General features: G+C 46.2%; 8 protein-coding genes. 5 read left to right on the top strand and 3 right to left on the bottom strand.

Annotation, left to right across the window (positions count from 1 at the left end):
- Positions 1-42: 42 nt before the first annotated feature.
- Complete coding sequence (locus QL234_RS29885) at positions 43-2,148, bottom strand: pre-peptidase C-terminal domain-containing protein (protein ID WP_281561382.1); 2,106 nt, start codon at positions 2,146-2,148, stop codon at positions 43-45.
- Positions 2,149-2,456: 308 nt separating this feature from the next.
- On the opposite strand from QL234_RS29885, the gene QL234_RS29880 reads away from it, so the two are divergent.
- From QL234_RS29880 to QL234_RS29870, 3 genes are all read left to right on the top strand, one after another.
- On the top strand, positions 2,457-3,659 hold the full coding sequence (locus QL234_RS29880) for an HDOD domain-containing protein (RefSeq protein WP_281561381.1): 1,203 nt from the start codon (positions 2,457-2,459) through the stop codon (positions 3,657-3,659).
- Positions 3,660-3,982: 323 nt separating this feature from the next.
- Complete coding sequence (locus QL234_RS29875; RefSeq protein ID WP_281561380.1) at positions 3,983-4,723, top strand: transporter substrate-binding domain-containing protein; 741 nt, start codon at positions 3,983-3,985, stop codon at positions 4,721-4,723.
- A gap of 346 nt (positions 4,724-5,069) precedes the next feature.
- Positions 5,070-7,532 (top strand): M43 family zinc metalloprotease, encoded by a 2,463-nt coding sequence (locus QL234_RS29870; RefSeq protein ID WP_281561379.1) that lies wholly within the window; start codon positions 5,070-5,072, stop codon positions 7,530-7,532.
- A gap of 138 nt (positions 7,533-7,670) precedes the next feature.
- Here the strand turns inward: QL234_RS29870 and QL234_RS29865 are convergent, their stop codons facing one another.
- Positions 7,671-9,299 (bottom strand): bacteriohemerythrin, encoded by a 1,629-nt coding sequence (locus tag QL234_RS29865; RefSeq protein WP_281561378.1) that lies wholly within the window; start codon positions 9,297-9,299, stop codon positions 7,671-7,673.
- 363 nt (positions 9,300-9,662) lie between these two features.
- On the opposite strand from QL234_RS29865, the gene QL234_RS29860 reads away from it, so the two are divergent.
- Together QL234_RS29860 and QL234_RS29855 are read left to right on the top strand one after the other, a co-directional pair.
- Complete coding sequence (locus tag QL234_RS29860) at positions 9,663-11,963, top strand: TonB-dependent receptor (RefSeq protein WP_281561377.1); 2,301 nt, start codon at positions 9,663-9,665, stop codon at positions 11,961-11,963.
- A gap of 44 nt (positions 11,964-12,007) precedes the next feature.
- Positions 12,008-13,612 carry a hypothetical protein gene (locus tag QL234_RS29855; RefSeq protein WP_281561376.1) on the top strand — a complete coding sequence of 535 codons (1,605 nt, stop codon included), beginning with the start codon at positions 12,008-12,010 and terminating at the stop codon, positions 13,610-13,612.
- Positions 13,613-13,648: 36 nt separating this feature from the next.
- Here QL234_RS29855 and QL234_RS29850 read toward each other — a convergent pair whose 3' ends face one another.
- Positions 13,649-14,629: a hypothetical protein gene (locus QL234_RS29850; RefSeq protein ID WP_281561375.1), complete on the bottom strand. Its 981-nt coding sequence runs from the start codon at positions 14,627-14,629 to the stop codon at positions 13,649-13,651.
- Positions 14,630-14,709: the final 80 nt, after the last annotated feature.

The following is a 14,709-nucleotide window of genomic DNA, read 5'->3' as shown; positions in this document are numbered from 1 at the left end:
TCGCGCTTTCCTTCAAAGCGTGCCAACAAATAAAACCACACCTTAGTTCACATCTAGCGTGACATCGCTAAAGGTCAAATAAGCCCTGATGCCAATATGAATGGGTTCACTGCCGTTAAGCTCAACGGTACAGGTCTCGTTATTGCCGTCTGAATAAGGTCGGCAGATATAATCACCTGTGGTCGGCTGACTTCCTTTTTGAATATACAAGTCGGCATCACCAGTGCCGCCGGAAATGGTGACATTTATCTGATTGACCCCGCCTGGCGGCTGATATTCATCGTATATCCAGTTCCCCTGGGTTGCCGATAGACCTGTTTTAGGAAAATCATCGGGAATATCGGTACTGACCGTGGCAACAATAGTGACATTGTCAAATGCCGCATAGCCAATCACTTTAATGTGCACCCGCCCAGCACTGGTCATATCCAACGTACAAGACTCGTTATTACCGCTAAGGTACGGACGACAATCATAATCATTCTTGGTCGGCGCACTGCCGTTTTTCACATAAAGGTCGGCATCGCCCGTGCCGCCGCTGATATTGATGAGTACATTGTTATTACCGGCGGGAACATCAATAAAATAGTCGAGTTCACCGTTTGTAGCGGCGGTTAACCCGTTAACCGGTACCCCTGACTGCAGCTCTCCCGGCTGGCCATCAGAAACATTCACACTAATATTACTTTGCGTCTGATTGCCAACATCATCTGTCACCTGCAGTGACACGGTATAATTGCCGGTTGCAGCAAAGGTATGCTGCATAGTGGCAGCAGTTGATACCGCAACATCGTCCACTGACCAGCTGTAGCCAACAATAGAGCCGTCAACATCAACAGAGCCGGTACCGTCAAAGTCACAGACTAATGCATCACAGCTGTAGTTGATCACGGCCACCGGCGGCTGATTACCACCGCTGTTATTATCGCCAAGCGGCGGCACATCGTTAAAATAACTGGAAACTTGCGGCCAGATTCGATCAACCCTTACCCCCTGGTTTTCACAGCCGCCAAAGTGATGCAAGGCAATCACCTTATTGCTGGCCGCGGCAATGACCGGCGAGCCGGAAGAGCCGCCGATAGTGTCACAAAAATAACCGGTATCTGTACCCGCACCCCGGCCGTTGGCAGTGGCAAGATCTATTTCACATAAACCGCTGGCATTGGAATCACTTTCTATCGCCAGCTCTTTCGGATTACCCGAACCGTGCTGGGCAATATAAATACGCTCCGATAAGTTCGGCGTTCTCACATCCAACCCGAAGTTACCGAAACCGCTAATGCTATTAAAATCATTCACGGAAAACAGGGTATAGTCGAGTTCATAGTCGCTTTTAAGCAAAGTATTACCGGTCACTTTTACCGTACCCGCATAATCTGACCCGCCGCAGCTTGTTTTCTGGTAATTAAACCAGACTTCGGTATTGCTCAGTACACTCTGGTTCTCGACACAATGCTCGTTGGTAAACATCAGGTTGTCTTCGCCGACACGCCAGCCGGTACATAAACCGCTGCCGGACATCAGCAAACGGGCCACCGGACGGGTGCGCTCATATTCGATCGGGTGTGAACCGGCCCAGCAGGCAACATCCCGGCGCTCATTCACGCCGCAAGTTGACTCAATACCAATATCACCGGATGAACTTTGCTCGCCAAAATAATTGATATCATCGCTATTAAGCCCGGCATTGAAACGGTCAATATTGATTTGATGATGCGCCTGCCATTTGCTGCCCGGTGCCAAGGTCAGGGTCACCAATGCGGTATCACCAAAAACCGACATCGCGGAAAACTGGTTAACACCGTTTTCTACAGCGCTGTCATAAGTGGCCTGGTTTCTGGCAACACCGTCATAAACATACCGCTCTTTACCGGCAACATCGGTCACCGCCACCGAAGCACCGGCAGGAATGTTAAAGTGGCTAAAATGCACTTTAATAAACTCGGCGCCGGCTTTATGAATCTTGATCTGATATTCACGGCCACTGCCATCGGCAAGGCTCAGTGATTTCTGAGGCGATAAAGCAAACTTCTGTTCAACCGTCTCTGCGATAATTGCCACGGGTGCGGCAGTCTTTTTCACCGTATCGGCATGTGCCGTCAGGCTGACGCCACTGAAAACCAGTAAAGCTAAAACATATTTATACATAGTCAAGTCGTCCTTTTTGACTCAGGTGGGTTAACAGGTGTATGTAATACCTGCGTTATATTTTCGTTAAAGAATTACTTCGATTTAAGCTTGGTCTATAAATCGCTTTTTTATTAGCCAACTAGAAGCAATTTTCAGCCAAGTTATCGATACAAACACCACCATCCATATCGCAATAAAAAATCAACTTACCTGAGACCTTGTTGATTTAAGCAAAAAAGTCCGGCTAAGCCGCGATTACCGCTTTCCCACAAAAGCAGCTAATATTAATTTTCTAAGGTATGTAACATTCAGGAAAAGGGACTATCGTGAATATTAGTATGCTTGCCAGGCAGCCCATCTACAATCATGACAACCAGTTGTTTGCTTTCGAGTTGTTATATCGAAGCGACGATAATCAAAACGCCGGGGTAACCAATGATTTTGAGGCAACATCCAAGCTGCTTGCCAACTTGTGCATGAATTCCCTGGATGAAGAAATATCGGCCAACCGCCCGATATTTATCAACGTAGATTTAGCCTTTCTCACTTCCGAGAGTTTTTTTTCCGCCCCGCCCCCCAACGTGGTATTCGAGATTTTAGAAACAGTGGAAATCAGCGAATTCAGCATCAACTGTATCAGAAAGTTAAAGCAAAGAGGCTTCACCTTTGCCCTGGATGATTTTGAATTAGATGGCCAGCACTCAAAACTTTTTCCCTATATTTCTTACCTGAAAATAGACGTACAGGCAGAGTCCCTCGATGATGTAGAACAATACCTGAATCACCTTAATGGCCATAATTTCACCCTGCTCGCCGAGAAACTCGAAGATGAAGACTGCTTTAACCGCTGCCAGCAAATGGGGTTTGAATTGTTCCAGGGCTATTACCTGGAACGCCCGAAAATAATCACCGGCAACAAGGTAGCCGCCAACAAACAAGTGGCTTTACAATTGATTTCTGAGCTGAGCCGTGAAGACATTGATAACGATAAAATCGCCGAGCTTATTGCTACCGACCCACGGTTAACCTTTAAATTATTAAAAATTGTCAACTGCCCCTTATATCCGTTTAAACGGGAAATCCAGAATATCCATGAAGCCGTGGTAATGCTGGGAGTCGATATCATCAAACAGTGGGCGCAAATCCTCACCCTGGTATCGGAATCAGAGCAGCCCCTTGAGCTGTTCCGCACCTTGCTGGTACGTGCAAAAACCTGCGAGTTATACAGCAAGTCCATTAAACTCACCAATGCTAAAGACGCTTTTACCGTCGGCTTGTTTTCAGGACTTGATGCGGTATTAAACACTAAGCTTGAAACGATTTTACAGGAAATACAACTGGCGCCTCATGTGAAAACGGCTTTACTTGATAACGACAACAGCGAGCACAATGTATTATTGCTCGTAAAAGCATATGAGAAAAATATTGCCCTCAAACCGGCATTATCACAACATCAGCAGGAAGATTTAGTAAAACACTACTGGCAAGCGGTCAAATGGAGCGATACTATCATGACATTAATAACCTGAGCGATAAGCGCTGCTGCTTCAGCTAAAAGGGGCTGACACCGCTATTCATGCCCCTTAAGACAGACTTTAATTTAGGTGTCTTTACTTTAAAACGACAGCAAATTATGTCAATAAACTTAAAATTATGATTCCGTTAGCAAAAATTTCCTGCAGTAGTTAAAGCTATCCAATTAATTCAAGACTTTACTACAAAGCCAATACTGCTACACATCATCTAGCTATTGAAAATAACCATCACTGCTGACCAAGCTATTATTAGGCGCAAAGGCGTAAGCATGCTAGTATGCCAACTCAGGTAGCAACTCAAGTAGCCGTATTTTAGTATGTACAAGCTGTATTATTTACTTGGTTTTTTACTGGTTTTTAATGTATCAGCCCAAACCCCCGTTGGCGCCAACTACGAGTTTGCCTCAATTGAATATCTCTCTGAGCAGGAACTTGGCCGTATCGTGCTTCCTCAAATTTATAAAAACCTGGGCATAGATATCAACATCATCCCCCTCCCCGCCAATCGCGCCCAATATGTTGCATCGTCAGGCAACAAGGATGGCGAAATTATGCGGATATGGACCTACGGGGATGAAAACAGCACCACTATCAGAGTACCCACCCCTTATTATTATCTGGAAACCATGCCGTTTGTATTAAAACAACAGCAGATCACTATCAGGCATATAGAAGACCTGAAACACTATAAACTGGTCAAAGTCAGAGGTGTTAAACATACCAATAATATAACCGCAGGGCTGAGTCAGGTATATGAAGTAAACAGCACGGAAGCCATGTTCAGATTACTAAGAAGCGGCAAGGTCGATGTCGCCTTAACCAACACCCTTGACGGTAACCTGGTACTTAAGAGACTGGGATATCAAAATATTATTGCCATGGAAAAGCCGTTAGCCGTATTACCGCTTTATCACTATATTTATCAAAAGCATCAGGCTTTAGTCCCGGTCATAGATCAAGAAATCAAACGTCTTAAAAATAACGGTGATTTACAACAGCTGATTGAAAAAGCAGAAAAGCAGATAATCCAGAACAAAGGTTTATATGTCACACCTTAATCACACCCGTTCATGCTTCCTGTTCATTCTTCCTGTTCATTCTTCCTAACATCTAACACCTCCTTAAACATTTATCAATAAGCCAGTAATATCTTTAACCCCGCCCAGACGAACAAGAAAATATTAAATCATTATTATTCAATACATTGGCTAATTTATATCCACTTTTATGTTTTATTGATTAAATTTTATTTAAATATATTGTATGCAATATATTATTTTCCTGCTAAATTCTAAAAGCCAGGTTTATCAACTTGCCAGCTTACCCGTATCCATTAGTTGCCAAGCCCCCAATGTTAAACCCGGTTTTAGGACAAAAAAACAATAAAGATAAAAGGAAGATAACATGTCTAACAAAATAATATCCGGACTCTCCCTGAGCCTGCTGTGCTGCAGCGCCTGGGCGGGTGCCTCACTGAAAACCGCATCACTGCCCGCAGATTTAGCCTTTCTAAATCAAGCCGCCAATACCAGTAAAGCGAGTGGGCAAATTTGCGGTACCGACAATAACAACCAAAGCTGGCAGCAAATCCAGCGGGAAAACCGCCGCTTTCTCGCCGACAGCAAAAGCCGCAGTAATGAAATATTAAACCAGCTACAACAAACCCAAGTCGCGGCCACTGAAAACAGCCAGGCCGTTGACGGCCGTTATTACGTCCCGGTTGTGTTTCACATTTATGGCCGGCAATTTAATTGCGATAATGGCGGCGACTGCTTAACGGATGAGAAAATCATTGATGCCCTCAATAAAACCAACGAAGATTTTCTCGGCCTCAATACCCAGGACGGCCCCATAGCCGCAGAATTTCAGGCGATCAGGGAAAACCTCAATATTGAGTTTGTATTGGCGCAAAAAGATCCTTCCGGCCAGGCTTCAACCGGCATTGTCCGCTACAATCGCGAGCAAAAAGGCTATGGTAACGGCTCCAGCCATAACAGCGAAATCGCCGCCGACGCCTGGGATAATTTCAAATATATGAATGTCTATATTATGAATGATCTCTATGACGACGGCAGCACCAATAACTCAGGCGTTGCCTGGTATCCCCAGGTTTCTATGTCTCAAAACAATACTGCGCGGGTGGTATACAACGGTGCTTACCTGGGCACCAATACCAATGAAAACTTCCGCTCGGTATTAACCCATGAGTTCGGTCATTTCCTCAACCTTCCCCACACCTTTGAAGACGGCTGCAGCGTACACCAGGCAGGTTTTTGTGAAGTCACAGGTGATCGCACCTGCGATACCCCGCAAATGGGCAGCTCAGATATGGCAGACAATCATCTGAACTGCATGGGGCAAACCACCAATACCGAAAACTTTATGCATTACACCGACAATTACGCCATGTTTACCGCCGAGCAAGTCAAACGTATGACCGCCGCCTTGCACGGCCCTGCCCGGGCAAGTTTATGGAGCAACAGTAATTTGATCGCCACCGGTTTATCCCAATACACCAGTGATGCAGATCACCCCTGGGATGGCTCGGGTACCGACTTGATCCCCTCAGGCAGCACCATAGTCGATATCAGCGGCATTTCTGCCAACAAGGGAGAAGTAGAGACCTTCGCTGCCGATATTCCAAGCGGCACCCAGGCGGTGGCTTTTTACCTGGACGGCTTTGGCGATAAAGACCCGGATCTGTATGTCTCCAAAGGCAGTGAACCGCAAAAAAATGGTGATAACTGGATAGCAGATCACATCTCGTTTAAAAGCCCGGGAACAGCCGAACTCATCACCCTCTCCAGTCCTTCTGCCAGCGATACCTATTATGCCGCGGTGGATGCCTATTCCGAGTACAGCAATGCCAGGTTAAGGGTATTGGGCACTACAGATCCAAGCCTTTGTGATACTTGTAGCCGTGAGTTCTTACACGACGAACAAAACCTGCAATCCGCCAAAGGGGCAACACCGAAAGAATACCAATTCAATGTGCCAAACAACGCCAGCAAAACCCTGGTGGTGATCCCCGGCGGTTATAGCGGCGATCCCGACATTTACGTGCGTAAGGGGCAAAAACCCACCAATGATAACTACGACTGCCGGCCTTTTAGCGCGCCTAAGATGGCGGAGTACTGTGAAATCAGCGGCGGCGGCACTGTCCATGTCATGATTGACCCTTTCCTCGAATACTCAGATGTTCAGCTGCAGGTTTATTATGAAATCAATGATCAGGCAGGCCAAAGCCCCGTAGCCCGAGCCAACGGCGACTATTCGGGTGTCCAGGGACAGGGCGTCAACTTTAGCAGCGCCGGCAGCAATGATCCCGACGGCAACATTGCCAGCTACCACTGGCAGTTTGGCGACGGCACCAGCAGCAGCGATGCAGATCCCGTACATACTTACACCAGCAGCGGTGAATTTACTGCCACCCTGACCGTGACCGATAATGACGGCCTTGAAGCTACAGATAGCGCCACAGTTACCATCAGCAGCCTGTCTTCACCGCTGGAAAGTGTTTGCGAAACCCAGGCTGCCATCACAGGCGGGCGTTTAACCTCGGGTAAAGCCGAATGTTTGGGGACAAGCCAGAATATTTGGCTGAGCCTGCCGGATATCAGCGGACACCAGAGCCTGGCCGTCACCATCGCCCACGGTCAGGGGAACCTGGATTTATATTACCGCCACGGCGGCTGGCCTTCTGACGGCAGCTATGACGCCTCTTCGGAAAATTCCGGTAACAGTGAATGTATCTATATTGCCGATCTCAGCCAGATCAGCAGCTATTGGGGCTATTTCCGGGTGAAAAACTCCACCGGCGGCGCTACTATGTTAGCGGAATTTGATACCGACGGCTGTCGCCAGTAATAAATTTTTTGAGCAAAACGGTCCGGTAACAGGACCGTTTTACCTGCCATAACCGCCTGACAATACTTTAAAACAAAGCAAGTGTTACAAAATCAAAGTGAAGCGATAACCGGGACTCCCCGATAGCAACTTTGCAGCTCAAATAGAAAAGTCCATTACTGCTTTACTCTGATGCCGCTTGTTCATCGCAAATAACTTGTAATCCATATCCGACTGCAAAATATGCCTGGCGAGCCAATTATACATAAAAACGGCTATTTTATGATGCAATTCAATATCATAGTCATCCAACTTTGCTTTTAACCGGATAAACTTTTTGATCAGTGCCCTATGATGCTTACTATGTTCGACCAGCCTTGGATAACGCATCTCAGCCAGCAACTTTTCTTCTTCGCGAAAATGGTATTGTACGTACAGACCCAGTTGTTCAAATATCCTGACAACATCCTCTTTGTTTTCCGAATGAAAAAACTCGTTAATGAGTAGAAACAGTTTTTTGTGCTGTTCATCCATACTTTTATTGCCAACAGAATATTCAGGACGCCACTCAATTTCCTCTACCGGGGAATTATCCTGTTTCTTCAATGTTTCTTTAATTTTATTCACCTCAGCCCGTACCGTTTTATAAATCACTCCCTGGCTGGACGGTTTGACAATATAAGCATTAATCCCAAGCAACACCCATTTTTTTATCAACACTTTGTCTTTGTTATGGCTAAAGGCAATTATCGGCAGTTTGCTGCCTGAGGCGCGGATACGCTCGGTCACTTCAATGCCGTCCAACTTCGGCAGGCCATAGGCAAGCAATATAATATCCGGGCTAAAAGAAACAAACTGCTGCAAGGCATCAATACCGTTGCTGGCGACAGCAAAATCAAACTCGGTTTTCTCAAAAATATCTTTTAACACTTGCACCATTAAACTCGAATGCTCGGCAATCAGCAGTCTATACCTTTTCCTTTTTTTAGCTTGCTCAGGCTCGGCATTGCGCTCAGGCAACTTGCTTTTGCCGTGCAAATAATTTTCTATCTTTTGTGGGATATCCGCGCCCGAAGGCGTGACTTTAGCAGCTATGCTTTGATTGATTTTTTCAACATCAAGCAGTTGCTCTAAAACATTTTGCATTTGAAAAGAAATGTTTTCATTAAGTTCGCTCATGGCCGTTTCAACAATTTGCTGAAACAACAAGTGAATCTCATCGTTATCCAGCTGCTCTCTGGCTGAAGTAAAAATTTTGGTTTCACAGATATCCAACTGCTGCCGGAAGGACTTTTTCAGGCTTACCCCGTGCTCAATACAAGAAGCAAGCTCTTCCTCCCCTTCGGCGATTAAATCATTGATACTGGTGTTTTGTTTGCTTTCAACAAGCTTTAACGCTTGCTGCAGCACCAGTTTCAGCCTGTAAGGTTCATTCAAAGGATTGATAATGGCATAGTTATCGAACAAGCCGTTCTCACAGGCAATAAATGCCCGTGGCGACTCTTTGTTGCTGATTAACAAAACAGCAATATGCGGGGTGATATCCCTGGCATGGGACTCTAAGAATTCAGCATAAAATTTAATGCTGTTACTGACATTATTGCAGGAGAGTAAAATGACCTTAGGCTCTAAAACAATCAAATCATCAGTGCATGAATCGCTTATTTTCATCGAGTGGATGTTGATATCAAGATCTTGAATACGTTTTATGGCTTCATGTATCACTTCCGATTCTTGATAAAGAATAACAACATCGGGGTTATGACAATGATTTCTCCTGACAGCCATATGCACTTCATCCTTAAATTGATCTTATAGATAGTGTTAATTAATCACGGCGACGATTTTTAGTATAGAACAAATCATAAGAACAGCAGCATGCTCTGCCCTATGCTTCCTCCAAAAAATTCAATAAGTTAGCTCATGACAGCCAAAGCATGAACCAGAAGACAGCTCAGATGAAGATGTCATATCGATAATGACCGTAAACAAAGCCAACCCTGGATACACAGACAACAAGATGAAAAAATTCAACTATAATTTTCCGGTATAACACAGTTCAGGCTGGTATCTGTAAACGTCAACCAGGGACAGAAGTACGTATTGCCGTGCCCGCGCAATCGAGAAAAAATGACTTGCCACAGGTCCCTTATGCCAACACTTTCCAGCAAAGCGCTCAGTTTAGCGTCAGGTATTTATCTTAGCTTTATCGGCGTTGCTTTCGGGGCTGATACAGAAGAAAGTAACCCCTACCTTACCGGTATCTCCCTTGAAAACTTACTCAACATTACCATTACCTCAGCTTCCGGCACCGAAGAGACAGTAGCCAATGCCCCCGCTTCCCTGGTGATCATCACCGCCGAAGATATCTACCAACGGGGTTATAGTAACTTTAATGAAATCTTCGCGGATCTGCCGGGCTTTGATGCCTACGCCGGCAACGGCGATCGCCCCAACAAAGCCTTCCAGCGGGGCTACCGTCAGCCCTATGCCTCCCGCACCCTGATTTTACTTAACGGCCGGGTACAAAACGAAATTTGGGGCCACTACCTGAATATCGAACGGCAAATACCCATGAGTCGTGTCAGCCGCATCGAAGTGTTATACGGCCCGGTGGGGGTTATTTACGGACCCAATGCCTTTCTCGGCGTGGTCAATATCATCACCAAAACCGGCGCGGATCATATGGAAGACGGCATGGAAGGCAGCATACAAACCAGCTATGGCAGCTATAAAACCCGGGATATCGAATGGGGATTCACGGCAAAACAAGGTGACTTTATTTTTGATATTGCCGGGAAACTGTTCGACAGCGACGGCCCGGATCTTGATGACTTTTCCAGTCAATATGAATTTTACAACGCCGCGGACTTAGCCAATGCCAGTATCTGGGGGCCTTTATTGACCGGCAACAACGGCGGCCCTTTTATCTCACGCGGTGCCCCCTATGGCCAATATAACGACCCGGATGATCAAAACGGTTTGTTTGCCAGCCTCAGTTATAAAAGTCTGCGGGTTTTCTACAATGAAACCGAAGTTAATATGAGCTACGGCATGGAATACCTGTCTCGTTATGTCCAACCCCACGGTCCCTGGTATTATCATACCGACCAATGGGGCGTTGAAATCGACCACAGTTTTGATTCCAGCCTGCGCATCAAGGCCCTGTATACCGAAAGGGATTCCACCTCTGCCGGCAATTACAGCGAAGCGGCAGAAAACAGTTATACCTCATTATCCTTATGGCACTCCCTGGCAAGTTCTGAGCTGTTTCAGCTTGATGGCGAATACCGCCTTAACGACACCTGGCTACTCACCGGCGGTATTAAATATGAAAGCAAATCCCTGCCCCGGGGATTTGAAGTTTGCGGTTATTTTAATGCCTTCTCACCCTTTTGCGGCACCCAGGAACAGTTACCGGGGGAGTTGGGGCTAGGCGCCGGTATTTTTTCTCCCACTACAGACAATTTTGTTCTGCCCCCGGCGCTAAGCCGCCGCCATCCCGGCGAACTGCTGGCGGACACCACGGATGAAGGAGTTTATGCCCAGGCCATTTACGACAAAGATAACTGGCGTATCAGCGCCGGGATACGCTATGACAACAATAATATTTATGCCAGCACCACCAACCCCAGAATATCGGCGATCTACCGCTTTGATGAGCATAACACGCTAAAACTCCTCTACGGCGAAGCCTTCCAGGAACCGCAGCCCAACCTGGTCTTTGTCGCCTTTTCCGCCCGGGCAGCCAGCGAAGATGTTGGTCCGGAAACGTTAAAAAATCTTGAAGCCATTTATATCCACCAGGGAGACCACTGGAGCCATGAGTTTTCCGCTTATCTCACCAAGTTTGAAGGCGTGATCCAGGAAGAGCCCATTCCCGAAAACTTAAGCGACAAAAGACAAGTGCTCGCGGCAGAGTACCGCGGTCGCTTTTTCTACGATAATTTTATTAAAGGCGCAGACGAGATCAGTGGATATATCTATTACACCTACACAGACGCGCAAAGCGATATTTTTTATTCTTACGAGCAAGACAGTAACGGCAATGTGCTCGGCTGGCAAAACGGCGAAGCCGATACCGGCGATATCGCTCCCCACAAATTTAAAGCCGGGTTGGATTTGCCTTTAACAGATACTTTGTCGTGGAACCTGCGCCTGCTCTATCATGGCGAAACCAGGCTTTATGGCCGCAATCCTCTGCGAACCCTGGAGCAAAAGCTGGACGCCTATACTCTGGTCAATACCAACCTCAACTGGCGGCTTGACCCTTTCACCTTCACCTTAAAAATCAACAACCTTTTTAACGAAAGCTATTATGCCCCCGGCGATCAGGGCGCCAACGGCGGAAACCTGGAAACCCAGGCCATGGGCATAGCCGTTGGTTTTTACAGCTCGCTTCTGCCGCAATTGGAGCGAAATTATAGCTTGTCGATGAAAATAGCGTTTTGATGTTATTCCGGAAAAAATGACAAGGTCAATAAAGAGAGTAATTCATGACAACTGATTACCAGGCGAGCAAAAAGCTTAAAATCTTGATCATCAATACCGATATGGCTGCGGGTATTAGCTTAAAAAAGATCCTGCTTAGCCTGGGCAGACATGAAGTCGTTATTAAAAGAGATGCCCGTTACCTGGTAGAGAAAAAGCAAACCTTTGCCTATGACTTGATTATTATCCAGGACGAACATGACTTTACTTTTTCGGGCCCGGATCTTATCCGCTATTTTACCCGTAAACACCTGGTACCCATCTGGTGTAAATTTGTCTTACTGACATCCGGTGCCATCGAAGAGAACTCCAGTATTATCTTCCGCCATCTGCGCACCGAAATGTTACCATCTCCGCTTTCGCCAAAAACAGTACAAAAGCTGCTCGCCATTACCCAGGCTTCTTTAAACCTGTTCCAGCCGGTGTTAAAAAATTTACACAGTTTGTCTGCAGCGGTACTGGTAAAACAAGTCAGTACGATTAACAGCAGCAAGCTGTCGAGCCTGCATAAAGATGAACTGCTGTTATTGAAAATTAAACTGTTATTTTTGGGAGCGCACCCGGAACTGGCCTGGCAACTGACAGCAAAAATCGCCCATCCCGGAGATAAATACCGGGAGCAATTATTTATCAGCTTTACCTCAGGTCAGAAAGAGCAGTTCATACAAACCCTGGAGTCTGCCGATATACAAGAATATTACTTTCGCGGTTATGTTTATTATGCCACTTATCTGGCCTTGATGGAGCATAAGCCCGACCAGGCCCTGACCAGCTTTAGCAAACTGGAGGCTTTGGTATTGCGTCCCAACGAAATTGATACCTGTGCCCTGTTAATATTACAGAGCAAAGGCCTGGCAGCCGCGATCGATTTTATCCACCACAAACAAAAAATAAAAACCAGCTTTTATTATGCCAACAGCCTGTCCATCAGCCTGATGAAAGTTTATGTCAGCGCCCTGATTGCCGGTGATACCGGCACCTTAGATAAAGCACAGATATTGGCGGCTTTAGATAATATTCTCACCGATAACACTTTTGATAAAGGCAGTTTCAAATTCGATATTTACGAGCCCTTTATTAAACTGGGCATGGCAATACTGGCGGAAAACGACATCAAAACCGAGTTTGAACAACTCTGCAAAGACAAAGAAGCCTACGATGTCATCCAACTCAACATCCTGCTGTATTTTGCCAATAAGATGGCGTTAGCCGGCATATCATTGGATATTCATAAGCAAATCGAAAAGTGTTACGCCCGGTTAGAAATGTCTCCCGAATTATTGTCTTTTAAAATCACCAACAAGCTGGTGTTGCAAAACACCCTGAGTAAAGACGAATTAATAAAACGCCACCGTGAGTTGGGCAATCATCACTGGCATGAAAACCGCCGCTTTCGCGCCCTCCGTCATTTTCAAAAAGCCGATGCCTTCGCCGGGGATAACAGCCAAATCAAACTCTACCTGCTCACCATCATGTCCGAATTGCGCATAAACCGCTATTGGGGTCTTGAGCCCCCGGCATTAATCGAGGCAATTGACAAAAACTCCCTGACCCAGGCACAACAACAAGAATTCGAGCAGTATCTGAAAACCCAGCAGAGCAAAGTTTAAGCTGAACTTTGGGCTTGCCAGGTAAAGCTCAACTCTTTAGCCGGGCTTGCCTCCTTTTCCAGCTTCATGTTTCAGGGCGATGGCATCTTTTAGGCCGACCACTGACTTTAAGGTATTAAACCAAAAAGGAGCACCGAGACTGATGAGAATGGTACTAAAGAACAGTCCCAACAAGGTTTGCAGCGACAGGTAATAATCAACCGTTTTTTCCGGCAGAACCTGAAAGCCAAATTTACTCAGGCTGCGATACTGCTCCAGGCCAAAGGTCACCGCCTGCTGCTGCGCCTGCTCTATAGCAGCCTCCAACGCAGCCTGGTACTTAACAGCTAACATCTGCATCTGTATATCGGAAAACGCAGGCTGTTGCCGCACTAACTGATTAAAGTCACTTATCGCTTCTTTTGCACTGTCATTTTCCTGCCTGGCCAGCGCCTCAAGTGACGGATATTGATCGACAAATTGCTGATTAATTTTTTGCACAATATCACGCACCGGCGGAGCATTTCTTATCTCAGCTTTTGCCAGAATCCCCTGTCCCTGCAACACCAGCGCCTGCCTGAAATCATTATCGACAGATAAACGGTTCAGTAAGGCAAAAGCATCCAGCTGCATCAGTAACACAATCAGGGCGGCAACACAGATACTGATTTTATCCATCTGGCTTTTAAATAACGCCCTCATTTCATCTTCAGCCTGTTCAAACATCTGCTGCAGGCGAATATCCGTTATCGGCTTGTCGATAGAAAATTGATGGTACACCGCTTTGACTTTATCAAAACCGACATACTGAGCTTTTTTGATCACTATACCCGAAGTCACCTGCTGCAGAAATTTTTTGCTATCAAAACCGGCATCAACCCCGGCAATAGCCTCAGCGAATTGTGACATGCCGCTCACCAGGCCCTGATGTTTTCTGGCAAAGAGCTGCTGAACAAACTGCACTATCGCCGTCACCAAAACGCTAAATAACAGCATGGTGGTGATAAAGGCTATTGCTATCCCTAAAATATCTATCATCTTTTTTCCTTTTTCTTGTACCGGCTAAGTGGCTAAGCGGTGCCACTTTTCTTATTGTCCATCACCGCGCCCCTGCCTTG

The organism is Thalassomonas sp. RHCl1, from assembly GCF_947387555.1.
Classification (GTDB): domain Bacteria; phylum Pseudomonadota; class Gammaproteobacteria; order Enterobacterales; family Alteromonadaceae; genus Thalassomonas.
The sequence above is the reverse complement of the archived record's forward strand: the minus strand, read 5'-3'. Positions and strand labels throughout refer to the sequence as shown.